Raw genomic sequence first — 25,917 nt, 5'->3', positions numbered from 1 at the left:
ATAGTGTCCAGATCTATTAAAAAAGGCCCTTTCGTAGCAGATCATTTGCTTAAGAAAGTTGATGCTTTAAACGAAACTAACGAAAAGAAAGTTGTAAAAACCTGGTCCCGTGCCTCTACTATTATCCCTAGTTTTGTAGGCCACACAATTGCTGTGCATGATGGTCGCAAACATGTACCTGTATTTATTACAGAAGATATGGTAGGTCATAAATTAGGTGAATTCGCTCCTACACGTACTTTCAAAGGTCACGGTAAGGACGAAAAATCTACAGGCAAAAAATAGGAGGAATAATTAATGGAAGCAAAAGCAATCGCTAGACATATCCGAATCGCGCCTCGTAAAATCCGTATCGTTGCTGATTTAGTGCGCGGTAAAAACATCGGCGAGGCATTTGCCATCTTGAAGTTCACTCCGAAAGTTGGCGCTGATGTAGTCGAAAAAGTTATGCGTTCCGCAATCGCAAATGCAGAACACAATTTTGATATGAATGTGGATAACTTATATGTATCCGAGATCTTCGTAGATCAAGGTCCTACATTGAAACGTATTCATCCTCGTTCCCGTGGACAAGCTTTCAAAATTTTGAAACGCACTAGCCACGTAACAGTAGTAGTTAAAGAAAGAGCTTAAGAAGGAGGGAAACAGAGTGGGTCAAAAAGTTAATCCACACGGTTTGCGTGTCGGTATCGTAAAAGATTGGGACGCAAAGTGGTATGCAGAAAAAGATTTCGCTGCTAATCTTCATGAAGACGTAAAAATTCGAAACTTCTTGAAAGAAACCCTTTTCATTGCTGGTATTTCCCGCATTGAAATCGAGCGTACAAATAAACGTATTAAATTGACTATCCACACTGCAAAACCAGGTATGGTTATCGGTCGTGGTGGTGCTGGTATCGAAGATATCAAAAAAGCAATGACTCGTTTCACTGATAAACAAGTTGACGTAAACATTGCAGAAATTAAACAAGCAGACATGGACGCAGTTCTTGTTGCAGAAAACATTGCTGGTCAATTGGAACGCCGTATCGGTTTCCGTCGTGCAATGAAACAAGCTGTTGGTCGTACAATGCGCTTAGGTGCAAAAGGTATCAAAATCATGGTAAGTGGTCGTCTTGGCGGCGCTGAAATCGCTCGTAGCGAATCCTACCGTGAAGGTTCTATTCCATTGCACACACTTCGTGCAAACATCGACTACGGTACTGCTGAAGCTCATACAACTTATGGTTGTATCGGCATTAAAGTATGGATTTACAAAGGTGAAGTTTTGCCAGAAGCGAAACAACCTGCTAAGAAGGAAGAAGGTGGCAAGTAATGCTTATTCCAAAGCGTGTAAAACATCGTAAGCAATTCCGCGGCCGTATGAAAGGTCGTGCTATGCGCGGTAATACAGTGTCTCATGGTGAGTTCGGCTTGGTAGCATGCGAACCATCTTGGATCACAAACCGTCAAATCGAAGCTGCTCGTATTGCTATGACTCGTTATATCAAACGTGGCGGTCAAGTATGGATTAAAATTTTCCCTGACAAACCAATTACAGCTAAACCAGCTGGTACTCGTATGGGTTCCGGTAAAGGTTCTCCTGAATACTGGGTAGCAGTAGTTAAACCAGGTCGTGTAATGTTTGAAATGGACGGCGTGCCAGAATCTGTAGCTCGTGAAGCTATGCGTCTTGCAAGCCATAAACTTCCAATCAAATGCAAATTTGTTGTTAAGGGTAAAGAATTGGGTGGTGACGTAAATGAAGGTTAATGACATTCGCAATATGAGCGCTGCCGAAATGGAACAAAAAGTTTCCGGTCTTAAGGAAGAGTTATTTAACCTCCGTTTTCAGCTTGCAACAGGTCAATTAGAGAATCCTATGCGCATTCGTGAAGTTAAGAAGACAATCGCTCGTATTAAAACTGTACAACGTGAAGTTGAACTTAAATCTGAAAACGCATAATGACAGATTTGTTAAAGTTTGAAAAGGAGGCTTAAAATCGTGGCAGAAGAAAGAAACGTACGTAAAGTCCGCGTAGGTAAAGTTGTTAGCGACAAAATGGAAAAAACTGTTGTTGTTGCTGTAGAACGTAAAGTACCTCACGCATTATATAATAAGCCAATGGTTAGCAATAAACGCTTCAAAGCTCATGATGAAAATAATGAGTGCCGCATTGGCGATACAGTTAAAATTGTAGAAACTCGTCCACTTTCTAAAGATAAATGTTGGAGAGTTGTTGAAATTCTTGAAAGACAAAAATAAGAGTGATGTAAGGAGGAATAGACGATGATCCAGCAACAAACAATTTTGAATGTTGCCGACAACACTGGTGCAAAACGTATTATGTGCATCCAAGTCATGGGCGGTTCTTATCGCAAATTCGGCAATATCGGTGACGTAATCGTTGCTTCTGTAAAAGATGCATCACCCGGTGGCGTTGTCAAGAAAGGCGACGTAGTCAAAGCTGTTATTGTTCGTTCTAAAAAAGGTATCCGCCGTCAAGACGGTTCCTATATCCGTTTCGATGAAAACGCAGCAGTAGTAATTAAAGACGATAAAACCCCTCGTGGTACTCGTATTTTCGGACCTGTAGCTAGAGAACTTCGTGAAAAAGACTTCATGAAAATCGTTTCCTTAGCTCCAGAAGTATTATAAGAAGGAGGAACGCAGCATATGGCTAAATTACAAATCAAAAAAGGCGATACAGTTGTTGTTATCTCCGGTAAAGATAAAGGTAAGCAAGGTACAGTAATTGCTACTGAACCTAAAAAAGAACGCGTATTTGTTGAAGGCGTAAACACTGTAAAACGTCACACAAAACCTTCTCAAGCTAACCCACAAGGCGGCATCGTTACTAAAGAAGCTGGTATCCATGTTTCTAACGTAATGATTGTTGACCCAGAAACTAAAACAGCTACTCGTATCAAAAAAGTTGAAGGTAAAGACGGTAAATTCGTTCGTGCAACTGTTAAATCCGGTACAGTACTTAAATAATCAGGAAAGGAGGAGCTACATAAATGTCTCGTTTATTTGAACAATACAACTCTGAAATTAAAAAGAGTATGCAAGAAAAATTCCAATACGGCAACGTAATGGAAATTCCTAAATTGGAAAAAATCGTTATCAACATCGGCGTTGGCGATGCTGTAGGCAATGCAAAAGCTTTAGAAGCTGCAGTTAATGACTTAACAATTATTGCTGGTCAAAAACCTGTAATCACAAAAGCTAAAAAATCTATTGCGAACTTTAAAGTTCGTGAAGGCATGGCGTTGGGTACAAAAGTTACTCTTCGTGGCGAACGCATGTATGAATTCCTTGATAAATTGATCAATGCGGCATTACCTCGTGTACGTGACTTCCGCGGTATCAGCGCAACTGCATTTGATGGCCGTGGTAACTACGCTTTGGGTCTTAAAGAACAGCTCATCTTCCCTGAAATCGAATATGATCAGGTAGAACGCGTTACTGGTATGGATATCATCGTAGTAACAAGTGCTAAAACAGATGAAGAAGCTCGTGAATTGTTGACTCAATTCGGTATGCCTTTTGAAAAATAATAGGAGGAACATATAGATGGCTAAAAAATCTATGATTGAACGCGAAAAGAAACGCGCTAAAATCGTTGAAAAATATGCAGCTAAACGTGCGGCGCTTAAAGCAGCAGGTGATTATGAAGGCTTGTCCAAATTACCAGCTAATGCATCCCCAACACGTTTGCACAATCGTTGCAACTTAACTGGTCGTCCTCACGGCTATATGCGTAAATTCGGTATCAGCCGTATTGCGTTCCGTGAATTGGCGTACAAAGGACAAATTCCTGGTGTTAAAAAAGCCAGCTGGTAATATTAGACGAGAGGAGGTTTTTAGATTATGGTAATGACCGATCCTATCGCGGATATGCTTACGCGCATCCGTAATGCAAATGCTGCACTTCACGAAACGGTAAACATTCCTGCATCTAGAATGAAAGCAGCAGTTCTTGAAATCCTTTTACAAGAAGGTTTCGTAAAGAACGTTGAAAAAGAAGAAAACACTTTAAAAGTAACTTTGAAATATGGTTCCAATAACGAAAAAGTTATTACAGGAATTAAACGTATTTCCAAACCAGGTTTACGTGTTTACGCGAAAAAGGAAGAACTTCCTCGTGTACTTGGTGGTTTGGGTATCGCAGTTATTTCTACATCCAAAGGCGTTATGAGCGACAAGCAAGCTCGTAAAGAAGGTCTTGGTGGCGAAGTAATCGCATACGTTTGGTAATAGTAGCAATAGGAGGTAGAAATAATGTCACGTATCGGTAGAATGCCTATCGAGATTCCTGCAGGCGTTACTGTTACATATGATAACCATCATATGAACGTAAAAGGTCCTAAAGGTGAATTATCTCGCGATTTGCATCCAGATATGATCATCACTGTAGAAGGTAACACAATCACAGTAGCTCGTCCTTCCGAAGATAAAGCTCATCGTGCCCTTCACGGTTTGACTCGCGCTCTTGTTGCTAATATGGTAACAGGCGTAGCAGAAGGATTTACAAAAACTCTTGAAATCAACGGTGTTGGTTACAGAGCGGCTAAACAAGGCAATAAATTGGCTCTTACACTTGGCTTCTCTCATCCGGTAGAGATGGAAGCTCCAGCTGGTATTACAATTGAAGTTCCAGCTCCTAACAAAATCGTTGTGTCTGGTGCAGACAAAGAAGTTGTAGGTGCAGTAGCAGCTGATATCCGTAAATGGAGAAAACCTGAACCTTACAAAGGTAAAGGTATCCGCTATGAAGGCGAAGTTGTTCGTCGTAAAGCTGGTAAAGCTGGTGCAAAAGGTAAATAGTAATATCATCTATATGAATGAAAGGAGTGAATATCTTGCCTCGTAAATCTAGTAGAAACATCGCTCGAGCAAAACGTCATCTTCGTATTCGCCGCCATATTTCTGGTACGGCAACTTGTCCACGTTTGAACGTATATCGCAGCTTGAGCAACATTTACGCTCAAGTTATCGATGACGTAGCAGGTACAACATTAGTAGCTGCTAGCTCTTTAGATAAAGATTTAAACTTATCCTATGGTGGTAACATTGCTGCTGCTAAAGCTGTTGGTGAAGCAGTTGCTAAAAAAGCTATCGCTAAAGGTATTGACACTGTAGTGTTTGACCGTGGTGGTTACATTTATCATGGTCGTGTAGCAGCACTTGCAGAAGGTGCTCGTGAAGCAGGCTTAAAATTCTAAGAAGGAGGAACTATAGACATGGCGAGAATTGACTACACCAGTCTTGATCTTAAAGAAAGAGTAGTATTCATCAACCGCGTAGCCAAAGTAGTTAAAGGCGGTCGTCGTTTTTCCTTCAGCGCACTTGTAGTTGTTGGTGATGGCAACGGTTATGTAGGCGTTGGCTTAGGTAAAGCTGCGGAAGTACCTGAAGCTATCCGCAAAGGTATCGATGATGCTAAGAAAAATATCGTAAACGTAGCAATTAAAAATGGTACAATCCCTCACACTGTAACAGGTGTATTCGGCGCAGGCCGCGTATTCTTGAAACCAGCTGCTGAAGGTACTGGCGTTATCGCTGGTGGCCCTGTTCGTGCCGTATTGGAATTAGTTGGTGTTCGTAACATCTTAACTAAATCTTTGGGCTCTTCTAACCCTAACAATATGGTTCGTGCTACTATTGAAGGTTTGAAAGATTTAAAACGTGCTAGCGAAGTTGCTGAACTTCGCGGTAAATCCGTTGAAGAAATCTATAACGCGTAATAAGGAGACAAGAAATGGCACAAGTTAAAGTAACATTAACAAGAAGCTTAATCGGTCGTCCTGAAGATCAACGCGCGACAGTTAAAGCTTTGGGCTTGAAAAAAACTAATTCTCAAGTCGTAAAAGAAGTAACACCTCAAATTCAAGGTATGCTTCACAAAGTTAGACATTTAGTAAAAGTTGAAGAAGTTTAATACTGATAAGGAGGTGCACTGAATGAAACTTCATGAATTACAACCAGCAGCTGGTTCCAAAAAAACTCGTACTCGTGTAGGCCGTGGTTTAGGTTCTGGCTTGGGTAAAACATCTGGTCGTGGTCAAAAAGGTCAAAACTCCCGTTCTGGCGGTGGCGTTCGTTCCGGTTTTGAAGGCGGCCAAATGCCTCTTTATCGTCGTTTACCAAAACGTGGTTTCAACAACGTTTTTGCTAAACAATATGCTGAAGTTAACGTAGAACAATTGAACCGTTTTGAAGACGGTGCAACAGTTGATCCAGTAGCTCTTATTGAAGCTGGTATTTTGAAAAACGTACGCGATGGCATCCGCATCTTAGGTAATGGTTCTTTGGAAACTAAAAACCTAACTGTTATTGCTAACGGCTTCACTAAATCTGCTGAAGAAAAAATCACAGCAGCAGGCGGAAAAGTAGAGGTGATCTAGTTTGCTAGATAGCCTCTCGAACATCTTTAAGATTACCGAGTTGCGTAATAAGATTTTGTACACATTGATGATGTTTGCCGTGTTTAGAGCCGGCATTCACATCCCTGTACCTGGTGTAGATGCATCTGTAATTGAATCTTTGTTTACATCCGGTAACCTATTCGGTCTATTAGACTTGTTTGCTGGTGGTGCGCTAAGTAAGTTCTCTATCTTTGCAATGAGTATTACACCTTACATTAATGCTTCCATCATCATGCAACTACTTCAAGCTGTAGTTCCACAGTTTGAAGCGTGGAGTAAAGATGGTGAAGAGGGCCGTAAAAAAATTGCGAAGGTAACTCGTTATGGTACGGTTGTTTTAGGTTTTGTCCAAGCCTTTGGCATGGCGTTTGCACTACGTGCAAATTCCGCTCTCGTAAATAATGATATCCTTAGTGTATTTGTTGTAGCTATCATCCTAACAGCAGGCACATGCTTATTGATGTGGATTGGCGAACAAATCACAGCATATGGCATTGGTAATGGTATTTCCTTGATTATCTTTGCTGGTATCGTAGCACGTTTACCAGATGGTCTTCAAACCATTTACCAATATATACAAACTGGAACAATTAACATGTTCCAAGCATTCTTATTTGCTGTAATTGCAATTGCAATGATTGCTGTTGTAGTAGCAGTTACGCAAGGCCAACGTCGTATTCCGATTCAATATGCTAAACGCGTAGTTGGTCGTAAAATGTACGGTGGTCACTCTACATTCTTGCCGTTGAAAGTCAATCAGGCAGGTGTAATTCCAATTATCTTTGCGTCATCTGTGTTGATGTTCCCTGTAACGATTGCGCAATTTATTGAAAACGATTTTGTTCATAAAATTGCGGATTTATTCACCTGGGGAACGCCGTTACAAACGGCATTGTATGCAATATTGATTTTTATCTTTACATACTTCTATACTGCAATCTCTATCAACATTACAGATATGGCAGATAATATGAAAAAATACGGTGGTTTTATCCCTGGTATTCGTGCGGGTAAACCTACTGCTGATTATGTGGATAACGTGATGACCAAGATTACATTGGCTGGTGCTGTATTCTTAGCTATCGTAGCTATCATACCGAATTTCCTCGGTACGATTACAGGCGTGCAAGGCGTATACTTTGGTGGTACAGCTCTCTTGATCGTTGTAGGTGTAGCACTTGATACAATGCAACAAATTGAGTCACTTATGGTAACACGCCACTATAAGGGCTTTGTAAAATAGGAGGGAAACAGAATGTATATTTTATTAATGGGACCTCCTGGTGCTGGTAAAGGCACACAGGCAGCTCGACTTATTGAAAAATACGGTATTCCCCAAATTTCAACAGGTGATATGTTCCGCGCTGCGATTAAGAACGAAACACCTCTTGGAGTTGAGGCTAAGAAATATATCGATGCTGGTCAATTGGTACCAGACAGTGTAACTGTTGGTATCGTACGTGATCGCTTGGTTAAAGATGACTGCAAATCTGGATTTATTCTTGATGGATTCCCAAGAACTACAGCGCAAGCTGTATCCTTGGATGCAATCTTAAAAGAATTAGGAATTTCTTTGGACGCTGTGCTTAACTTAAATGTTCCTTCTGAAGAACTTGTTAAACGCATTAGTGAACGAGCAGTTCTTGAAAATCGTGCTGATGATAACCCTGAAACAGTACAGAAACGTCTAGCTGTGTACGAAGAATCTACTAAACCATTAATTGATTACTATCGTAATAGCGGTTTGTATCAAGAAATTAATGGTTTACAAGATGTAGACGCAGTATTTGCTGACATCATTAAGGCTTTGGAGAAATAATCCATGATTATTTTGAAATCTGCCCATGAAATTGAATGTATCCGCAAGGCAAGCAAGCTTACAGCAGACACGTTGTCCTTGTTAGTAGAAAAGGCTAAACCTGGCATCACGACGCTTGAGTTAGATACAATTGCCGAAGAATATATTCGCAGCCACGGTGGTATACCAAGTTGTAAAGGGTACTATGGGTTCCCTGCTACAATCTGTGCTTCTATCAATGAAGAAGTTGTTCATGGTATTCCGAGCGCTAAGCGTAAGCTTAAAAATGGTGATGTCCTCAGTATTGATCTTGTAGCATCTATTGATGGATATCACGGCGATTCGGCTGTGACAATTCCAATTGGTCATGTCAAACCAGATGTGATGAAATTGTTAAAAGTAACAGAGGAAAGTCTGTTCAAGGGAATCGAACAAGTGAAAGTTGGCAACCATATCGGTGCTATCGGTCACGCTGTTCAAACGTATTGTGAGAAACATGGTTACGGTGTCGTTCGCGACTTCGTTGGTCATGGTTTAGGCCGTGAAATGCATGAAGATCCACAAATTCCAAACTATGGTAATCCGGACCACGGTCCTGTGATGAAACCAGGTATGGTATTGTGTATTGAACCAATGATTACATTAGGTTCCTATAAAGTTCGTGTGTTGGGTGATGACTGGACGGCAGTTACCATTGATGGTAAACCAGCTGCTCATTTCGAACATACAGTGGTTGTTACAGAAAACGGCCCTGAAATATTAACCATGCGTGATGAACCGCGGTTAATTAAATAAACAGGTAACCGGAGGAAAAAATATGTCAAAAGAAGACGTTATTGAGGTGGAAGGTACGGTAGTAGAAGCATTACCTAATGCTATGTTCCAAGTAGAATTGGAAAATGGTCATGTGGTATTAGCTCACGTGTCAGGTAAAATGCGTATGAATTTTATCCGTATTCTTCCTGGTGATAAAGTTACTATGGAACTGACACCATATGACTTAAATCGTGGTCGCATCACCTATCGCTTTAAATAAGCATAGGGTCCACAAAGGAGGTACTAATGAAGGTTCAACCATCAGTTAAAAAGATATGCGAAAAATGTAAAATCATTAAACGCAAAGGCCGCGTAATGGTTATTTGCGAAAATCCAAAACATAAACAAAAACAAGGATAATCTGATAGGAGGTGGAGATTTAAATGGCACGTATCGCCGGTGTAGATTTACCTCGTGATAAACGAGTGGAAATTGGTTTAACTTATATTTATGGTATTGGTCCTACTTTAGCAGATGAAATTCTAGCTAAAACTGGTATCAATCCTGACACACGTGTTCGCGATCTTTCTGAAGATGAAGTAGCGAAAATTCGTGAAGTGTTAGATGCTGATTATAAAGTAGAAGGTGACCTTCGTCGTGAAGAAGCACTTAACATTAAACGCTTGATTGAAATCAACTCCTATCGAGGCAAACGTCATCGTATGGGTTTACCACTTCGTGGTCAACGTACTAAAACGAATGCACGTACTCGCAAAGGTCCTAGAAAAGCAATTGCTGGTAAAAAGAAATAAGATAAAGGAGGGATAAAGCGTGGCTAAAAAAGTTGTTAGAACTAAAAGAAAAGAAAAGAAACATATTGAATCCGGTGCGGCTCATATTCGTTCTACATTCAATAACACTATCGTAACTTTGACAGATACAAACGGTAATGCGTTGTCTTGGGCTTCCGCTGGTGGCTTGGGCTTCCGTGGTTCTCGTAAATCCACTCCATTCGCTGCTCAAATGGCTGCTGAACAAGCTGCTAAAGCTGCAATGGAACATGGTCTTCGCACTGTTGAAGTATTTGTAAAAGGTCCTGGATCCGGCCGTGAAGCTGCAATCCGTGCTTTACAAGCTGCAGGTCTTGAAGTTACTTCCATTAAAGACGTAACTCCAATTCCTCACAATGGTTGTCGCCCTCCAAAACGCCGTCGTGTATAATAATAGACGGCTGTTTTGACGGCCGTGCTATAATTAAACTAAGAACGTGTGTTATATAGGAGGATGTTCCTGATGAGCGAAGAAAAGAAACTTAAAATCGAGAAAGTGGACATCGCCGAAGGCGGTCGCTATGGTAAATTCGTATGCGAACCATTGGATCGTGGCTATGGTATCACTCTCGGTAATAGCTTGCGCAGAATTTTGCTTTCATCCTTGGATGGGGCAGCTATCACCTCTATCAAAATTGATGGGGTTCTTCATGAATTCTCTACTATTCCTGGTATCCGCGAAGATGTTACGGATATCATCCTTAACTTAAAGCAATTGTGCATTAAGCTTGAAGAAGATGCAGAATGGCCATTGGAAGTTCACTTTGATTTCCAAAAGGATGGTGTATTAACAGCTGCTGATTTGGCTGAACAATTTCCACCAGAAGTAGAAGTATTGAATCCAGAGCTCGTGATTGCGACAATGGATGAAACAGCTCATTTAGTAATGGACGTAGTAATCGAACGTGGTAAGGGCTATGTTCCTTCCACTAAGAATAAAAAGGATACAGATGTTATCGGTTGCATTCCAATCGATTCCATCTTCTCCCCAATTCTTCGTGCTAAATACGAAGTGAGTGATGTTCGCGTAGGTAATGAAATGGACTTCGACAAACTTACATTAGAAGTTTGGACTGATGGTTCCATTACCGCTGCTGATGCAGTGGCAAAATCTGCTGCCATTATGATTGGTTATTTAGGGAACTTCACTAAATTAGCGCACTCTACAAGTGTTGTTGAATTAGACGATCAAAATCTTGAAGGCGATGTAGTTGATCCTACTCCTCAAGATGTTCAAGAAGATGACGGCCCAGCTAAGATTTCCATCGATGAATTGGAACTTTCTGTGCGTGCGTATAACTGCTTGAAACGTGCTGGTATCAACACAATTGCAGATTTGCTAGACAAAACCATTGATGACTTAGGAAAAGTTCGCAACTTAGGTAAAAAATCTATCGACGAAATCGCTGAAAAACTCAGCAACCACCCAGGTGGATTTAATCTTAAGCAAAAAGGCGAATAAGGAGGAAGACGAATGTACAGAAAATTAGGCCGCGATAGCTCCGCTCGTAAAGCGTTGTTCCGTAGCATGTTAACATCTTTCTTCCAATATGAGCGTATTGAAACTACTGAAGCTAAAGCGAAAGAACTTCGCTCTTTGGCTGATCAAATGGTAACTTTGGCTAAACGTGGTGATCTTCATGCACGTCGCCAAGTTCTTGCATACCTCATGGATGAAAGCGTAGTAAAAAAATTGTTTGATACAATTGCTCCAAAATATGCAGACCGTCAAGGTGGTTACACTCGTGTAATCAAAACTGGTCTTCGCAAAGGTGACGCTGCACCTTGCGCTATTATCGAGTTAGTTTAATCAAACTCATACGGTGTTGTAACTTCGGTTGCAACACCGTTTTTTTATTGTCAATTTTATGGTACAATCGACTAGTACAAATATCGTTATATAGTAGCAGTTATCGTAGTAATGGAAGATTAATTGTTAACTTTCACATAAAACGAAATTGACTAGAAAGATACGAGGCTATTCATGAAATCAAACGAAGCAATGATTGAGGTCAATCATTTAAGCCATTTATATGTTGATGAAAATGGTAATGACGTGCGTGCCCTGGATGATGTGAGTCTTACCATACGACGCGGCGAATTTGTGGCCATTATAGGTACTAATGGTAGTGGTAAAAGTACATTGGCTAAGCATTTTAATGTGTTATTGCAACCTACAGAGGGACATGTTGTCGTATGTGGTTTTGATACATTAGATGATGAACATATTTGGAATATTCGCCAACATGTGGGCATGGTATTCCAAAATCCAGACAATCAAATCGTAGCAGCTGTGGTAGAAGAGGATGTAGCATTTGGTCCAGAGAATTTGGGCGTACCTAGTGCTGAAATTCGTAAACGTGTTGATGATGCTTTGGCTGCAGTAAACATGACCGAATATGCGGAACATGGTCCACATTTACTATCTGGAGGTCAAAAGCAACGGATTGCCATTGCCGGCGTACTTGCTATGAAACCAGATTGTATCGTACTAGATGAACCTACTGCTATGTTGGATCCAAAAGGGCGTTTAGAGGTTCTTGAAACAATTCATAGACTTAATAAAGAAGAAGGTATTACCATTGTAATCATTACCCATTTTATGGAGGAAGCGGTAACCGCAGACCGTGTTGTGGTTATGAAAAATGGCGTTAAATTACAAGAGGGAACACCGCGTGAAATCTTTACTCAAGTGGATACGCTAAAAGATTTGGGCTTAGACGTACCTGTTGCAGCTGAGGTTGCATCGAAACTCATTCAAAAGGGCATAGATATCCCTAATGATATCATTACTAATGATGAACTTGGTGATGCATTAACGACGTACTATGCGAAGGAGGCACACTGATGGCTATTGTATTAGATAATATTACCTATACCTATGGTGTGGGTACTCCTTTTGAGAAAACTGCGTTGAAGGGCATCTCCGTAACCATTGAAAATGGTGAATTTCTTGGCATTATTGGACATACTGGATCGGGTAAATCTACATTTGTGCAACATCTCAACGGTTTATTGCATCCTACGACTGGTAAAGTGATGGTCAATGGTGTGGACGTAAGTGAAAAAACTGATGAAGCAAAACATATGCGTCATAAGGTAGGCATGGTATTCCAATATCCTGAACATCAACTTTTCGAGGAAACGATTGCCGAAGACATTGCATTTGGGCCAAAAAACTTAGGCCTTGATGCAGAAGAGGTAGATCGTCGAGTGCGTGAAGCTATGGCCTTTGTAGGTCTGGATTATGATACCTATGCTGAACGTTCTCCGTTTCATTTATCTGGCGGTCAAATGCGCCGTGTTGCCATAGCTGGTGTAGTGGCGATGGAACCGGATTTTCTTGTACTCGATGAACCTTCTGCAGGCCTTGATCCATTTGGGCGTGAAGAAATCTTTGATGAAATTATTAAACTACATAAGGAAAAGGATGTAACAGTCATCCTCGTATCTCATAATATGGAAGATATTTCACGCATGGCGAATCGTCTCATTGTATTAGATAAGGGTCAGATTGTACTGGATGGTAAACCGTTAGATATCTTTAATCATCATCGCCATGTATTACAACAGGTTGGCGTAGATGTGCCACCTGTGTCCGTATTGATCGAATCATTGCGGAACCGAGGCCTTGATGTATCAAACGAAGTATTAACCGTAGATGATGCTGTACAAGCTATTCTAGAAGGAGGTCAACATGTTAAATAATATTACAATTGGCCAATTCTTCCCTGGTAACTCGTTATTACATCGCATGGATCCACGGGCAAAAATTATAGGCACTACTATTTTCGTTGTTGCCATATTCTTGGCGAACACACCATTGGCATATGGCATCGTGGCGGCTTTCACCATTGGAGCTATGTTATTATCTCGTCTGCCATTACGTTTGATGTGGAATGCGATAAAACCATTATGGATTATCATTGTATTCACAATGGGGATTCATATTTTTACAACTCCTGGTAATAGCATCATCTCCTATGGCATCATTAATATTACGGATAATGGACTTGCTATGGGCTTGCAAATGGCGGCACGATTGGTATTCTTAATCTTATTCTCGTCATTGCTAACCTATACGACATCACCTATACGGCTGACAGATGGCATTGAACATTTACTAAACCCATTCCGCCGCATCGGTGTGCCGGCTCATGAACTAGCTATGATGATGACCATTGCATTGCGTTTTATTCCTACCTTGCTTGATGAAACGGATCGTATTATGAAGGCCCAATCGGCTCGTGGTGCTGATTTTGTAACAGGTTCGATTATTCAGCGAGCTAAAAATATGGTACCTCTCTTAGTGCCATTATTTATTAGTGCATTCCGCCGTGCCGATGAATTGGCTATCGCTATGGAAGCACGTTGCTATCGCGGCGGTGTTAATCGTACGCGCATGAAAGAACTCAGCATTACATGGGTTGATTATGTAGGCTTGGGAGCCGTGTTTATTGTAACGGCTATCTTATTAATCCTATGGTGGTTAGGATAATGCGGAATATACGGTTAATTGTGGCCTATGATGGTACTGATTTAGCGGGTTATCAGAAACAACCTGCTGATAAGGGGATTACAGTTCAAGGGGCTTTGGAAAAGGCATTATCTATTATTTGTGCTGAACGAATCCAAATCTATGGTGCGTCGCGTACCGATGCGGGTGTACATGCGCGCTTTCAAGTCTGTGCATTTCAAACATCGGGATCCATACCGGTAGAGAATATTCCACGGGCGACAATTGCCCATTTGCCAAAGGATATCGTTGTAACAGAGGCTGTTGAGATACCATTAGATTGGAAACCTCGTCATAACATTTTTGGTAAGGAATATATTTACTCCATTTATAATCGTGAAATTGCAGACCCTATGGGGCAGCGGTATCATTGGCATGTAAAGAAACCTCTAGATGTTGAAGCCATGCGTCAAGCAGGCAAAGCTCTTGAAGGAACGCATGATTTTTCTACATTGAAAGGGGCTAATACAACACCCGTAGATCCGGTAAAAACTATTTATGCCATCGGTATTAAAGAGAAAGCGGGTCGTATCGATATTTCTGTTGTGGGTGATGGATTTTTATATCATATGGTTCGAAATATAGCTGGCTTATTAGTGGATGTGGGACTTGGTAGAAAGTCAGTGGCTCAAATTCCTGAACTATTGGCCGCAAAGGACCGTAAGCGAATTGGAAAAACAGCACCGGCTCAAGGCCTAGTATTAGAAGAAATTTTCTTTACTACTGATAGACTACATGCGGTAATAGAACGTATTAAAGAAGAATAATTATGAAATGTTACATTGTAAAACGTCTACTATACATGTTACAATTGCACTATAAGACAGGTTTATTACTTAGCTGTAATTAATATACATAGGGTAGACTCTTGTCAGCATTGTAATTATATCCTAAGGAGGGTGAATCTCTTGCAAAAACGTAAAGATTTTATCTGGAAAATGGGTGGGCAACAAGGTGAAGGTATCGAGAGCTGTGGCGAAATCATGGCTACAATCCTTGCAAAAGAAGGATATTCTCTATACAGTCAACGTTTGTTTGCATCCCGTATCAAAGGTGGTCATACTACCTTCGCATTGCGCGTTGCATTGGAACAAGTTATGTCCATTGGTGAAGGCGTAGACTTCTTGTTGGCTCTTGACCAAGAAACTGTTGATATGCACGGCGGTGAAGTGCGTGATGGTGGTTATATCATCTGCGATAGTAAAGTAAAACCAGATTTTTCTATATTTGAAGGTTCCAAAGTTAACTGCTTATCCTTGCCAATCTCTGAAACGGCAATGAAACAAGGTTCCTTGTTGATGCGTAATATCGTGGCACTTGGTATGTCCGTAGCGCTTCTTGGTTTCGATACTAAGATGTTTAAAGATGCAATCGCTGCAAAATTTGCGAAAAAATCCCAAGAAATCGTGGATAAAAACTTGGCAGCTTTTGATGATGGTCATAGCCTTGTAATGGAAAAATTAGGTGATGTAGAAATCGATACATTACCAGCTCCTGGTAAGAAAGATCAAATGTTCTTATTAGGTAATGAAGCATGTGCTCTTGGTGCTATTGCAGCAGGTTCCCGTTTCATGGCATCCTATCCTATTACTCCAGCATCTGAAGTAATGGAATACATGATTAAAAACATGGATAAATTAGGTGCTACTATCGTTCAAACAGAAGATGAAATCGCGGCTTGTATGACAGCTATGGGCGGTGTATACGCAGGTGTTCGTGGTTTCACTTGTACTTCTGGTCCTGGTCTATCCTTGATGGCAGAATCCTTGTCTATGGCATCCATGGCAGAACTTCCTATGGTTGTTATCGACGTACAACGTTCCGGCCCATCCACAGGTATGGCTACAAAGGTAGAACAATCCGATATTGATGCGGCTTGCTACAACGCTCATGGCGATTATGCAGGTATCGTTATTTCTCCAACATCCATCGAAGAATGTTTCTACGAAATTCAAAAAGCTTTCAACTTGGCAGAAATGTATCAATGCCCAGTTATCTTTATGCCGGATTTACAACAAGGCTTGAATAAACAATCCGTTCCTACATTCGATTTGAATCGCGTACCTATTAACCGCGGTAAAATGATGAAGGAAGCAGACCTTCCTGAATTGGAACAACCTAAATACTTCAAACGCTTTGAATTGACAGAAGATGGCATTTCTCCTCGTACGATTCCTGGCATGAAAAATGGTCTATTCCTTTCTACAGGTCTAGAACATAATGAAGAAGGTAAACCAGCAGAAGCGCCTACAATGCACGTAGCGCAAACTGATAAACGTTTCCGCAAATTGGAAACTGTAGCTGATAACTATGAACCATTCTTGAACAATGCAAAATACGATGAAGCTGATGTACTCGTTGTAGGTATGGCTTCTAGCCGTGGTGCTATCGAAGAAGCAGTTGCTGAATTCGATCAAGAAGGCGTTAAAGTTAACCATTTACAACTTCGTTTGATTAAACCATTCCCTGCAAAACAATTGCAACCATTCATGGATGCAGCTAAAAAAGTTGTTATTGTAGAACATAATGCAACAGGTCAATTGACTAACCTATTCAAAATCAACATGCATAAGAAATCCAAAATTTCTAGCTGCTTGAAATATGATGGTAATCCATTCACAAAATCATATGTGAAAAATGCAATTAAGGAGGTCCTATAATATGACAACAGCTAAAGATTACAGAAATGATATTCGCCCTAACTGGTGCCCTGGTTGTGGTCATTATGGGGTACAAGCTGCCATTACTGATGCAGTAGTAGCAAAAAATATTCCACCTGAAAAATTGGCAGTTATCTCTGGTATCGGTTGTTCTAGCCGTATCGGTGGTTATTTCTATGCATATGGTGCACATACAACTCATGGTCGTGCGCTTCCATACGCTCAAGGCGTTAAACTTGCTAACCAAGACTTAGAAGTTATCGCTTGTTCCGGTGATGGTGATGCGTTCGCTATCGGTATGGGTCATACTATTCATGCTTTCAAACGTAATGTAAACATGACATATATCGTTATGGATAACCATGTTTACGGTTTGACTAAAGGTCAAGCATCCCCTCGTTCCGATATCGGTTTTGTTACAAAAACAACACCTCGTGGGGCCTTTGAAACACCATTGTCCGTTTGTGAAACTGCTATCGCTGCAGGTGCTACATTTGTTGCACAAGGTTATATGATTAACCGTGCTGAACTCGTTGATTTGATTCAACAAGCTATGGACCATGAAGGCTTCTCCTTCATCAACGTTTTTAGCCCATGTGTTACATACAACAAACACAATAGCTATGACTGGTTCAAAGAACATTTGACTAGCTTGCCAGAAGGATATGATCCAACAGACCGTGCGACTGCACTTAAAACATTAGGTGAAACACAAGGTTTGGTTACTGGTCTTATCTATCAAGATACGACTAAACCTTCCTTTGAAAAAGCTATGGCCGCTGTTAATGGTGGTACACATCCACGTCCATTGACTGAAGATGTTGTTAAACCTGATCAAGCATTATTTGATAGCCTTTGCAATCAATTTAAATAGGTTTAACTTAGCATATATCGTGCTCTGATATAAATCCTCTCTTTACTGACTACTATGTAAAGAGAGGATTTTCATTTTATTACATTTTTGTTAGTGATATATTACTTTACGGAGTTTTTCTTAACTGATATACTAATTTTAATTTAAGATATTTATAATTAAACATAGGTGCAGTACCTGCTAGGCGTATCGATTTATTATTGTACTATTACAGCCATAAGATAGAGGGGTAGAGTAACGTGTCGAATGAATATAATGAAGCATTACTAGAACCACTAAAGTATTACAGAGAAAATCTTAAGGATACATTTCAAAGTATCACAGAGGATTACTTTAAAGATTTGGTAAATCAATCAAAGGTTGATATAAATAAAAATAAAGACTTAATCGATAAGTATACAAATGTTTCAGAAAATAGAGATCAGTCAAATAGTATTTATAAACGGTTTGGTATCATACGAACTATTGATTTCATTGTAGGCATAGGTGCACTTATTTATTGTGTGTATCAGTTTTCACAACCACAGATAGATATCCTATCCATCGTTGTCTGCATTGCTATTATGGCCCTATGCATAGGTTTGTATTTGTATTGGATTAGACCTAATCGTAAGAGCCTAGAAGCAAAACTGAATGATTTAGATGCAACGCTGAGTCAAATGCGTGAAGAAGGCTATGAAATGATGCAACCGTTGAATGATTTGTTTCATAGTGAAATGACGGCGGAGCTCATCAAAAAGGCAATTCCCTTTATTCATTTAGATTCCAATTTTAATATGGAGCGTTATGAACAGCTCGTTAAAGATTATGGCTTTTTAGAAAAAGATGATGTAAATCGCTCTACATTGGATATTACTTCCGGAGATATTTTAGGAAATCCTTTTGTGTTTATTAAGCGTATTATCCATTGGATTGATGATTATACATATGAAGGTACTCGTGAGGTTGTCTATACAGAAGAATATATAGATTCTGATGGCAATACAAAAACTAGAGATGTAAGTGAAACACTTCGCGCCACTTTAAAACGACCTGGTCCATATTATGCGAATAGAATATCCTTGGTATATGGTAATCATGCAGCACCGAATTTAATATTCCATAGAAGACCACCAGAAAAGGGCCTATTTAATTTGGGCGGCGCAAAGATTCAGCTAGCAAAACGGATTGCAAGTCTTAGAAAGAAAAGCCAAGATGCTTTAGAAGATGGTGGAAACTTTCAAGCCTTGGCGAATGAAGAATTCGATGCACAATTTAATGCATTAGACCGAAATAATGAGGTCGAGTTCCGCGTGTTATTCACCCCATTAGCACAAAGTAATTACAAAGATATTTTTGAGAATTCTCCCTATGGTGATGACTTTGTTTTCAATAAACAATGCAAAATCAATGAAATTTTAACTGATAACTCTATGGATTGGAATTTCGATACCGTACCATCACAATACTATGATTTCTCCTTTGAAAAGATTAAAGAGAAATTCATTAATTTTAACTGTAGCTATTTTGAGCATATGTATTTTTCATTTTTGCCAGTCTTAGCAATTCCTGTATATCAACAAATGGCTTCTACTGATTATATTTATAAGAAATCTTATGATTTTAAATATAATGATTACATTACAGAAATGCTCGCGAATAAGATGAACCTTGGGTTATTTATTCCTCCTGATGCAACGCAGAGGAGTAATGTTAAAACATTGCTAAAAACGAGTCACTATAAAAAAGAGGCAGATTCGGAAATTATTAAGGTAGATGCTTATTCGTATAGGACTATTGAGCATGTGGATGAGGTTCCTGTTACAGCAGGTAATGGTAGAACCTATTATGTACCAGTTAAGTGGAATGAGTATGTGCCGGTTACAAAGCATGAACTTATTGAAGTAGCAGAAGTAGATACAGTTGACGATGACTTCAAGCGTGTTAAAGAATTGAATCATTACCAACGATCCGAAAATAATAAAAATGGTTCCTTTGCCTATGGACATTTTATGGCAGGGAAACTCTATAAGGATAATCAGTCTCTCGTAGACTTATTAAATACGATTTTTGAACAAAATGGAGGTAAGTAAAATGGCTAATCAACTTGATGAAATGAACCCAGAGATTATGACAGAAGGTCGAGATGTACATGTTATTGCTAAGGTGATTCCCGTAGAAACAAGTGGCTTTGAAAAATTGATACCTACGATTCTAATGGCTATCGGTGTAATTGGCATCGTTTTAGGGATAGTTATAGACAAGTACCTCATATCTGCTATAGGTGTGGTTGTACTTGTTTATCCTTGGTGGCGATTAAAACAAATTAGTTCCGAATTTAATATGATGGAACAACGAATTCAAAATGCAGCATCTGAAATTGATAACTATATGGAACAACGGGTTGTCATTCTTTCTAATGCGGCTAAACTCGTAGAAAAATCTATTGAAGTAGATAAAGATATTCTTGTGGATATTGCAAAGTATAGAAGTGGTAATTTTAGTGAAGAATCTAGAAGCGATGTAAATGCTCAGCTTAATAAAGCGACGAGAGCATTAAATGTAGCTATAGAAAATTATCCAGAATTGCAAAGCCAAGATACAATTCGCGATGCAATGCAACAAAATTCATATTTGCAAAAAGAAATTACAGCTGCTAGAACGTTATATAATGATGCGGTAAATACTTGGAATCGAGAAATATTCGATTTTCCATTCAAAAAAATTGTAGCTGCTAAGGAAGGTAGAACCACAAGAATTCCATTCATAGCAGATCAAGAAACTAAAGAAAAGGCAAAAGGTGTTTTCTTTTAGTTCATAACATTTGGTAGTCATAAAAAGGGGATACTATGAAAACATATAAAAAAGGCATTAGCTTGTCTATTTGGACCTTAAGCTGGCCTATATTTATCGAAGTATTCCTGCAAATGCTCGTCGGTAATATCGATCAACTGATGATGAGTCATTACTCGCCACAGGCGGTAGCCGCTGTAGCTAATGCGAATCAAATTTTAAATATTTTTATCATGCTCATCGTTGTTATGAGCACGGCTACAACGATATTAATTGCCCAATACTTGGGCGCTCGAAATCAGTCGAAGTTATCAGAAGTTTGTACCGTTAGTTTAGTGATAAACTTTGTATTCTCCTCTGTGGCGGCGGTGTTTTTTATCACTTGTCATGAATGGATTTTTACATGGCTTGGGATACCACCAGAAACGATGGGGGATACATCGTTGTATACGACTATTGTAGCGGCAGGACTACCAATACAGGCCATGTACTATGCATTGGTTGCCGTATTTAGAGGTCATTCGTTGACGCGTATTACCATGTATGTGGCACTCGTTATGAATATTATCCATGTAGGAACGAATTATATTCTAATTTTCGGTCATGGCCCAATACCGAGTCTTGGTGTACTCGGTGTATCTATTTCTACGTGGCTTTCAAAGGTAATTGGCCTTCTTATCATCGTATATCTGTTCAAGACACTGTTGCAGTTGAAGGTTAGCACGTCTTATTTAAGACCCTTTCCTTGGCATACGGTTAAATCCTTGCTCCATATTAGTGTGCCATCCGGCGGTGAAACATTGAGCTATCAATTATCGCAAACGACGATTATGAAGATGGTCAATATTCTAGGGTTAACTGTGATTAATACGAAGGTTTATGTATATGTCATCGCCATGTTGTGTTATGTGTATACCATAGCCTTATCGAATGCATCGCAAGTTATCGTAGGATTCTTGATGGGCGCTAAACGGCAAGATGAAGTAACGAATCGCGTGTGGCATTCTATGTTTTTAGCCATCGCTATCAATGTAGGATTGGCAACGTTCTTTTATATAACGAGTGATACGGTTCTATCTGTATTTACAACGGATCCTGAAATTTTATCCTTAGCCCATAATGTGCTCTTGGTTGAGATTTTCCTTGAACTAGGGCGGGCGGTCAATATCGTTATGGTCGGTTGTTTACAGGCTGCAGGTGATATTCGTACCCCAATGCTAGTTGGCATCTTTGGCATGTGGTTATGTGCTGTGCCATTATCGTACCTATTTGGTATTTATTGGGGCTGGGGCCTTGTAGGCATATGGATTGCTATGGCTGCTGATGAGATTTTACGAGGTGTATTGTTTATCTATCGCTGGTATAGCGGAAAATGGAAAGAAAAACGCCTTATTGAGGTGTAGTGATATAGTTTGTTTGCGTTTCTATATTGGAGATATAGGGACGCTTGTGAAAGTAGGTTTATATGAGTAAAACCGTAGGTATCATTGGATTAGGTTTGTTGGGTGGTTCGTTGGCAAAGGCTTTGAAAGCCTATACAGATTATGATGTCGTAGGGTATGCACGCCGACAAGAGGTATGTGATGCAGCATTACAAGATGGGGTAGTATCCCAAGCTTGGACCGAGGTAGAACCACTCATTGAACATTCGGATATCGTAGTGTTTTCCTTGCCGCCAGATACTAATGCTCGACTTTTTACAGAGGTGGCTCATCTGTTTAAACCAGGTCAGGTGGTAACAGATGTATCCAGTGCAAAGGAAAATTTTGTACGCGCCGTGTATGAATCTATTCCAAAGGGAACCTTTTTCGTATCTGTTCATCCTATGGCGGGATCTGAAAAGGGCGGCTATGAAGTGTCTCATAAAAACCTATTTAAAGGCATGGGGTGGATTGTATTAGAGGATAAGGCTTCTGATGTGTATAATGAAGAGGTGGCTAAAGAATTGGCTGATATGGGGCGTGCCGTTGGTTCCCGTATCGAATTTGTCGATGTATATGCTCATGATGCGTATTTAGCGATGGTTAGCCATATGCCGCATCTGATAGCCGCCATTTTAACACAGGTATCTGGTGGCGATGAGCTCGGCGAATTACGTATGCGCTTATCCGCAGGTGGATTCCGTGACTGTACGCGTGTAGCCGGCGGTTTGCCATCCATGTGGCGTGAAATCATTTATGGGAATCGTCATAATGTATTAGAAGGTTTGTCTAAAATGGAAGACGAAATTCGTCGGGTAAAAGAAATACTTTCACAAGAAGACGAAGGCCAAGCCTTAGAAGACTATTTACATAGAAGCCGAGATGTTAGAAATAAATTACCGTACTTGACGGGACAAATTAAGAATAATTAAGAGGAGTTGTTATGGGGTTACTACAAGAAACCTGCGACGCGATTCACAGTCGTAGTAAAGAGATTGAACAACATATTATTAAGAATTGGAATGATGCGTCAGATAGTAAGCAATATGGACGTCTCGTCAATATGGTGGCTCAATATGGGGCAGCTACAAATCAAAAGGATGTAACAATTCCAAAACCTTGTATGATCATTGCCTCTGCCGATCATGGCGTTGCCGATATGGGGGTTAGTGCCTATCCAAAGGAAACGACTGTTGGCATGACGCAAAACTATTTAATTCCAAAAGGGGCTGGCGCCAATTCATTGGCCAATTATTGTGGTGCGCATATGGAAGTGATCGACATGGGCATTGATGCGGATATGAGCTGGGTCCCTGGACTGCGTTCTCATAAGTTGGGGATGGGCACAAAGAATTTTGTAGAAGAACCGGCTATGACGCGGGAACAAGCAATCGAAGGTATTGAAACGGGCATCAAATTGGTTCAAGAAAAGATGGCTGACGGGTACAATGTGTTTCTTGTAGGTGAAATGGGGATTTCCAACACGACAGCTAGTGCGCTTATGACGGCTAAGTTTGCCGGTCTTACTGCAGAAGAGGCCACTGGGCGAGGCACGAATATTTCCGATGAGCGCCTTAAATTAAAACAACGCATCGTTCATGATGTATTAGTTAAATATAAGGATATCTCAAAGGACGACGCCATTGGTATTTTGGCTGCCGTAGGGGGCTTTGAATTTACATGTATTGTAGGTGTCATTTTGGGGGCAGCTGCTCATCATGGTATGGTCATCATCGATGGCTTTAATACATCTGCTTGTGCACTGGTGGCTAAAACATTGGTTCCTGCCTCCATGGACTACGTTATGGCCTCTCATTTATCTGCAGAAAAAGCGGCTAAATCTTCATTGCAAAATCTTGGATTAGAAGCCTATGTGGACTTAGGTCTTTGCTTAGGGGAAGCCTCTGGTGGTTCCGTTCAAATGGGGATGCTTGACCTTGCAGTGCATATGTATAAGTCTGTCACAGGAGGTAAGGCATGAGAGCTTTTAACATTCAACCATTAGATACGAAAGCGATGGAAACATGCCGGTATCGCATTGATAATTTAACCAAACCTATTTATAGCCTGGCTATGCTCGAAACGATAGCTGAACGATTTGCAGGCGTATTGGCGAATCCTAAACCAAATCATTTAAAATATGGTGTTCTTATTGTAGGCGCAGACCATCTTGTGGACGGTCCTCAAAATGTTGAACATGGACATACTAGTTTAAATGCAATAAAACGATTTAATGAAGGCATGAGTGCTACGCAAGGGGCGGCATTTAAATTACAAGCACCGGTTTACGTTGTTAATATTGGCTTAGAACAAGATACAAATCATTTGGCAAATATTGATTCTCGAGTTATTCGTAATGGGTCCCACTTCTTTGGCGTAGAACCTTCTATTAGTCATGATGAATTGGAACAGGCGCTTGAAATGGGCTTTGGTTATGCGGATACATTACATGAAGCAGGCCTACAAGTGGTGGCCTTAGGTAATATAGGTGAACGCACATTCCTTGATGCGTTGGTTACGACCGCTACCATTACAGGCGCATCGTACGAGACTTTATTGACAGAATTTGATAATGGACCTACCATTGTACAGCGTGCTGTACACATCCATTCGTTTGTAGATCCATTTGATATTACTGTAGATGATTGGTCTGTTTTATCTGAAAGCGACCGCCGCACTGCTGTATTGCGTTTGCTTCATGTAGCAGGTGGCCTCGATATTGCTTTCTTAACAGGCTTTATCTTAGGTGCTGCTAGCCATCGGATGGCTGTGGTATACGATAATGCACTAACTGGTGCTGCTGTACTCGCAGCAGTGACGATGGAACCATTGGTGAAAGACTATGTTTTCTCATCCGCTGTTTACGATGATCCTATTCATAAGGAACAATGTCGTTTTTTAGATGTAAAACCTCCATTACATTATGATTTACAAATCGATGAAGGCTTAGGCTCTACAATGGGGCTATCTATCGTAGATGCATCTATGCATATGTTAAATGACATGAAAACATTCGTAGAAGCAGAGGTTCGTGCCGCTGAGGATGGTGCCGGTAAAGGTAGACAAGAAGATATTAAATAATGATAGAGAGGACTTCATGATATATAGTTCCTTTATTTAAGAAATAGTAAAGGAGGTATATATTGGCTTATAGGACAAAAAGTGTGTGTGAAAACCCTTATAACACTAGATATTTACTAGTGTTATAAGGGTTTAATCTTTTTCTGGAGAAGTTTGAGGGTGGACAAAAAGTGTGGGTGAAAACATCAATTAACCCTTGTAATTACTGATTAAAATGAGGTTATATCTTCCTATATATAAACAAATATGGAGGAAGAGTTTATGCGACAAATAAAATGTCCTGATTGTAATGAAAAATGTATTAAACATGGTGTTTTAAAATCTGGTTCTCAACGTTGGTTTTGTAAACATTGTAAGGTGGCATTTACCGTTAAAATTAATAATTTAAGTAAAGAGTTAAACCTATTCTTGAGTTGGTTATTCAGCACCGATATTCAAGCTGATATGCCTGGTAAAGGTCGTACATTCAGGCGTAAAACCGCTAAGTTTTGGTCTATATGGCCATTGCCTCCAAAAGTGGAAGAAGTACATGATGTGGTATATCTTGATGGAATTTACTTAGCTAGGAATTTATGTGTGTTGATTTGTTGCAATGATACTCATGTTCTAGGATGGTATGTCTGCCGTTATGAGCATGCTAGAGCTTGGCAGTGTTTAATGGAACGGATTGCTGAACCTAAAGTCGTTGTGTCTGATGGTGCTAATGGTTTGCCTAAAGCATTACGTAAAGTTTGGCCTCATAGCAGTCACCAAAGATGCCTGTTTCACATTTTTTGTCAGGTTAGACGATATACGACA

The 25,917-nt window shown here is 40.1% G+C and carries 38 protein-coding genes; all 38 read left to right on the top strand.

Going from position 1 to position 25,917, the window contains the following annotated elements:
- Nucleotides 1-3: 3 nt before the first annotated feature.
- On the top strand, nucleotides 4-285 hold the full coding sequence (gene rpsS, locus VIHSUH07_RS01015; protein ID WP_005377144.1) for a 30S ribosomal protein S19: 282 nt from the start codon (nucleotides 4-6) through the stop codon (nucleotides 283-285).
- Between the two features lie 12 nt (nucleotides 286-297).
- Entirely contained in the window at nucleotides 298-633 is a 336-nt protein-coding gene (gene rplV, locus VIHSUH07_RS01010) for a 50S ribosomal protein L22 (protein WP_004695112.1), read from the top strand.
- 16 nt (nucleotides 634-649) lie between these two features.
- The gene (rpsC, locus tag VIHSUH07_RS01005) at nucleotides 650-1,315 is read left to right on the top strand and encodes a 30S ribosomal protein S3 (protein WP_005377155.1); all 666 of its coding nucleotides are present in this window, start codon (nucleotides 650-652) and stop codon (nucleotides 1,313-1,315) included.
- On the top strand, nucleotides 1,315-1,752 hold the full coding sequence (gene rplP / locus VIHSUH07_RS01000; protein ID WP_105083566.1) for a 50S ribosomal protein L16: 438 nt from the start codon (nucleotides 1,315-1,317) through the stop codon (nucleotides 1,750-1,752). The genes rpsC and rplP overlap by 1 nt, the downstream gene beginning before the upstream one ends.
- On the top strand, nucleotides 1,742-1,945 hold the full coding sequence (gene rpmC / locus VIHSUH07_RS00995; RefSeq protein WP_004695115.1) for a 50S ribosomal protein L29: 204 nt from the start codon (nucleotides 1,742-1,744) through the stop codon (nucleotides 1,943-1,945). Before rplP ends, rpmC begins: the two co-directional genes overlap by 11 nt.
- Before the next feature lie 39 nt (nucleotides 1,946-1,984).
- Nucleotides 1,985-2,245 carry a 30S ribosomal protein S17 gene (rpsQ, locus tag VIHSUH07_RS00990; RefSeq protein WP_105083565.1) on the top strand — a complete coding sequence of 87 codons (261 nt, stop codon included), beginning with the start codon at nucleotides 1,985-1,987 and terminating at the stop codon, nucleotides 2,243-2,245.
- Nucleotides 2,246-2,269: 24 nt separating this feature from the next.
- Nucleotides 2,270-2,638, top strand: a complete 369-nt coding sequence (gene rplN / locus VIHSUH07_RS00985; RefSeq protein WP_004695117.1) for a 50S ribosomal protein L14 — start codon at nucleotides 2,270-2,272, stop codon at nucleotides 2,636-2,638.
- An 18-nt stretch (nucleotides 2,639-2,656) separates the two neighbouring features.
- Nucleotides 2,657-2,977: a 50S ribosomal protein L24 gene (gene rplX, locus VIHSUH07_RS00980; protein ID WP_005385506.1), complete on the top strand. Its 321-nt coding sequence runs from the start codon at nucleotides 2,657-2,659 to the stop codon at nucleotides 2,975-2,977.
- 23 nt (nucleotides 2,978-3,000) lie between these two features.
- Nucleotides 3,001-3,540 (top strand): 50S ribosomal protein L5, encoded by a 540-nt coding sequence (gene rplE / locus VIHSUH07_RS00975; protein ID WP_005377127.1) that lies wholly within the window; start codon nucleotides 3,001-3,003, stop codon nucleotides 3,538-3,540.
- Nucleotides 3,541-3,556: 16 nt separating this feature from the next.
- A complete protein-coding gene (gene rpsN, locus VIHSUH07_RS00970; RefSeq protein ID WP_005377140.1) occupies nucleotides 3,557-3,826 on the top strand; it encodes a 30S ribosomal protein S14 in 270 nt (89 codons plus the stop codon).
- A 27-nt stretch (nucleotides 3,827-3,853) separates the two neighbouring features.
- Nucleotides 3,854-4,240: a 30S ribosomal protein S8 gene (gene rpsH / locus VIHSUH07_RS00965; protein WP_005377044.1), complete on the top strand. Its 387-nt coding sequence runs from the start codon at nucleotides 3,854-3,856 to the stop codon at nucleotides 4,238-4,240.
- A gap of 24 nt (nucleotides 4,241-4,264) precedes the next feature.
- Nucleotides 4,265-4,810, top strand: a complete 546-nt coding sequence (gene rplF / locus VIHSUH07_RS00960) for a 50S ribosomal protein L6 (protein WP_005377036.1) — start codon at nucleotides 4,265-4,267, stop codon at nucleotides 4,808-4,810.
- A 17-nt stretch (nucleotides 4,811-4,827) separates the two neighbouring features.
- A complete protein-coding gene (gene rplR / locus VIHSUH07_RS00955) occupies nucleotides 4,828-5,208 on the top strand; it encodes a 50S ribosomal protein L18 (RefSeq protein ID WP_005382771.1) in 381 nt (126 codons plus the stop codon).
- An 18-nt stretch (nucleotides 5,209-5,226) separates the two neighbouring features.
- Nucleotides 5,227-5,730 carry a 30S ribosomal protein S5 gene (gene rpsE, locus VIHSUH07_RS00950; RefSeq protein WP_105083564.1) on the top strand — a complete coding sequence of 168 codons (504 nt, stop codon included), beginning with the start codon at nucleotides 5,227-5,229 and terminating at the stop codon, nucleotides 5,728-5,730.
- Nucleotides 5,731-5,744: 14 nt separating this feature from the next.
- Nucleotides 5,745-5,924 carry a 50S ribosomal protein L30 gene (gene rpmD / locus VIHSUH07_RS00945; RefSeq protein WP_005377126.1) on the top strand — a complete coding sequence of 60 codons (180 nt, stop codon included), beginning with the start codon at nucleotides 5,745-5,747 and terminating at the stop codon, nucleotides 5,922-5,924.
- Between the two features lie 22 nt (nucleotides 5,925-5,946).
- The gene (gene rplO / locus VIHSUH07_RS00940) at nucleotides 5,947-6,390 is read left to right on the top strand and encodes a 50S ribosomal protein L15 (RefSeq protein WP_005381674.1); all 444 of its coding nucleotides are present in this window, start codon (nucleotides 5,947-5,949) and stop codon (nucleotides 6,388-6,390) included.
- Between the two features lies 1 nt (nucleotide 6,391).
- Nucleotides 6,392-7,654, top strand: a complete 1,263-nt coding sequence (secY, locus tag VIHSUH07_RS00935; RefSeq protein WP_005377189.1) for a preprotein translocase subunit SecY — start codon at nucleotides 6,392-6,394, stop codon at nucleotides 7,652-7,654.
- A 12-nt stretch (nucleotides 7,655-7,666) separates the two neighbouring features.
- Nucleotides 7,667-8,230, top strand: coding sequence for an adenylate kinase (locus VIHSUH07_RS00930; RefSeq protein WP_004695145.1), 564 nt, complete (start codon nucleotides 7,667-7,669; stop codon nucleotides 8,228-8,230).
- Nucleotides 8,231-8,233: 3 nt separating this feature from the next.
- The gene (map, locus tag VIHSUH07_RS00925) at nucleotides 8,234-9,004 is read left to right on the top strand and encodes a type I methionyl aminopeptidase (protein ID WP_005377194.1); all 771 of its coding nucleotides are present in this window, start codon (nucleotides 8,234-8,236) and stop codon (nucleotides 9,002-9,004) included.
- Nucleotides 9,005-9,026: 22 nt separating this feature from the next.
- Nucleotides 9,027-9,245, top strand: a complete 219-nt coding sequence (infA, locus tag VIHSUH07_RS00920; protein WP_005377071.1) for a translation initiation factor IF-1 — start codon at nucleotides 9,027-9,029, stop codon at nucleotides 9,243-9,245.
- Nucleotides 9,246-9,271: 26 nt separating this feature from the next.
- A complete protein-coding gene (rpmJ, locus tag VIHSUH07_RS00915) occupies nucleotides 9,272-9,385 on the top strand; it encodes a 50S ribosomal protein L36 (RefSeq protein WP_004695148.1) in 114 nt (37 codons plus the stop codon).
- Nucleotides 9,386-9,408: 23 nt separating this feature from the next.
- Nucleotides 9,409-9,777 (top strand): 30S ribosomal protein S13, encoded by a 369-nt coding sequence (gene rpsM, locus VIHSUH07_RS00910; protein WP_005377185.1) that lies wholly within the window; start codon nucleotides 9,409-9,411, stop codon nucleotides 9,775-9,777.
- 19 nt (nucleotides 9,778-9,796) lie between these two features.
- On the top strand, nucleotides 9,797-10,186 hold the full coding sequence (rpsK, locus tag VIHSUH07_RS00905) for a 30S ribosomal protein S11 (protein WP_004695151.1): 390 nt from the start codon (nucleotides 9,797-9,799) through the stop codon (nucleotides 10,184-10,186).
- A 72-nt stretch (nucleotides 10,187-10,258) separates the two neighbouring features.
- Nucleotides 10,259-11,257, top strand: a complete 999-nt coding sequence (locus VIHSUH07_RS00900) for a DNA-directed RNA polymerase subunit alpha (RefSeq protein WP_005381705.1) — start codon at nucleotides 10,259-10,261, stop codon at nucleotides 11,255-11,257.
- 12 nt (nucleotides 11,258-11,269) lie between these two features.
- Nucleotides 11,270-11,605, top strand: a complete 336-nt coding sequence (gene rplQ / locus VIHSUH07_RS00895) for a 50S ribosomal protein L17 (RefSeq protein WP_005377090.1) — start codon at nucleotides 11,270-11,272, stop codon at nucleotides 11,603-11,605.
- Between the two features lie 174 nt (nucleotides 11,606-11,779).
- The gene (locus tag VIHSUH07_RS00890; RefSeq protein WP_105083563.1) at nucleotides 11,780-12,643 is read left to right on the top strand and encodes an energy-coupling factor transporter ATPase; all 864 of its coding nucleotides are present in this window, start codon (nucleotides 11,780-11,782) and stop codon (nucleotides 12,641-12,643) included.
- On the top strand, nucleotides 12,643-13,503 hold the full coding sequence (locus VIHSUH07_RS00885) for an energy-coupling factor transporter ATPase (RefSeq protein WP_105083562.1): 861 nt from the start codon (nucleotides 12,643-12,645) through the stop codon (nucleotides 13,501-13,503). Before VIHSUH07_RS00890 ends, VIHSUH07_RS00885 begins: the two co-directional genes overlap by 1 nt.
- The gene (locus VIHSUH07_RS00880; protein WP_005376984.1) at nucleotides 13,493-14,293 is read left to right on the top strand and encodes an energy-coupling factor transporter transmembrane component T family protein; all 801 of its coding nucleotides are present in this window, start codon (nucleotides 13,493-13,495) and stop codon (nucleotides 14,291-14,293) included. Before VIHSUH07_RS00885 ends, VIHSUH07_RS00880 begins: the two co-directional genes overlap by 11 nt.
- Nucleotides 14,293-15,078, top strand: a complete 786-nt coding sequence (gene truA / locus VIHSUH07_RS00875; protein WP_105083561.1) for a tRNA pseudouridine(38-40) synthase TruA — start codon at nucleotides 14,293-14,295, stop codon at nucleotides 15,076-15,078. Before VIHSUH07_RS00880 ends, truA begins: the two co-directional genes overlap by 1 nt.
- A 141-nt stretch (nucleotides 15,079-15,219) precedes the next feature.
- Nucleotides 15,220-16,971: a 2-oxoacid:acceptor oxidoreductase subunit alpha gene (locus VIHSUH07_RS00870; protein ID WP_105083560.1), complete on the top strand. Its 1,752-nt coding sequence runs from the start codon at nucleotides 15,220-15,222 to the stop codon at nucleotides 16,969-16,971.
- A gap of 1 nt (nucleotide 16,972) precedes the next feature.
- A complete protein-coding gene (locus VIHSUH07_RS00865; RefSeq protein ID WP_105083559.1) occupies nucleotides 16,973-17,845 on the top strand; it encodes a 2-oxoacid:ferredoxin oxidoreductase subunit beta in 873 nt (290 codons plus the stop codon).
- 239 nt (nucleotides 17,846-18,084) lie between these two features.
- The gene (locus VIHSUH07_RS00860; RefSeq protein WP_105083558.1) at nucleotides 18,085-19,917 is read left to right on the top strand and encodes an MAG1210 family protein; all 1,833 of its coding nucleotides are present in this window, start codon (nucleotides 18,085-18,087) and stop codon (nucleotides 19,915-19,917) included.
- A 1-nt stretch (nucleotide 19,918) separates the two neighbouring features.
- On the top strand, nucleotides 19,919-20,638 hold the full coding sequence (locus VIHSUH07_RS00855; protein ID WP_105083557.1) for a LemA family protein: 720 nt from the start codon (nucleotides 19,919-19,921) through the stop codon (nucleotides 20,636-20,638).
- A gap of 35 nt (nucleotides 20,639-20,673) precedes the next feature.
- On the top strand, nucleotides 20,674-22,020 hold the full coding sequence (locus tag VIHSUH07_RS00850) for an MATE family efflux transporter (RefSeq protein ID WP_105083556.1): 1,347 nt from the start codon (nucleotides 20,674-20,676) through the stop codon (nucleotides 22,018-22,020).
- Between the two features lie 62 nt (nucleotides 22,021-22,082).
- Nucleotides 22,083-22,970 (top strand): prephenate dehydrogenase, encoded by an 888-nt coding sequence (locus tag VIHSUH07_RS00845; protein ID WP_016476509.1) that lies wholly within the window; start codon nucleotides 22,083-22,085, stop codon nucleotides 22,968-22,970.
- An 11-nt stretch (nucleotides 22,971-22,981) separates the two neighbouring features.
- Nucleotides 22,982-24,019, top strand: coding sequence for a nicotinate-nucleotide--dimethylbenzimidazole phosphoribosyltransferase (locus VIHSUH07_RS00840; protein ID WP_105083555.1), 1,038 nt, complete (start codon nucleotides 22,982-22,984; stop codon nucleotides 24,017-24,019).
- On the top strand, nucleotides 24,016-25,119 hold the full coding sequence (locus VIHSUH07_RS00835; RefSeq protein WP_105083554.1) for a nicotinate-nucleotide--dimethylbenzimidazole phosphoribosyltransferase: 1,104 nt from the start codon (nucleotides 24,016-24,018) through the stop codon (nucleotides 25,117-25,119). The genes VIHSUH07_RS00840 and VIHSUH07_RS00835 overlap by 4 nt, the downstream gene beginning before the upstream one ends.
- A 261-nt stretch (nucleotides 25,120-25,380) precedes the next feature.
- Nucleotides 25,381-25,917, top strand: a 537-nt coding sequence (locus VIHSUH07_RS00830) for a transposase-like zinc-binding domain-containing protein (protein ID WP_199176818.1), incomplete at its 3' end; no start/stop codon positions are given.

The sequence above is a fragment of the Veillonella sp. T34266-5 genome, assembly GCF_002959815.1.
GTDB lineage: Bacteria > Bacillota > Negativicutes > Veillonellales > Veillonellaceae > Veillonella > Veillonella atypica.
Note: the sequence above shows the minus strand (reverse complement) of the source record. Positions and strands in the feature narration are given on the sequence as shown.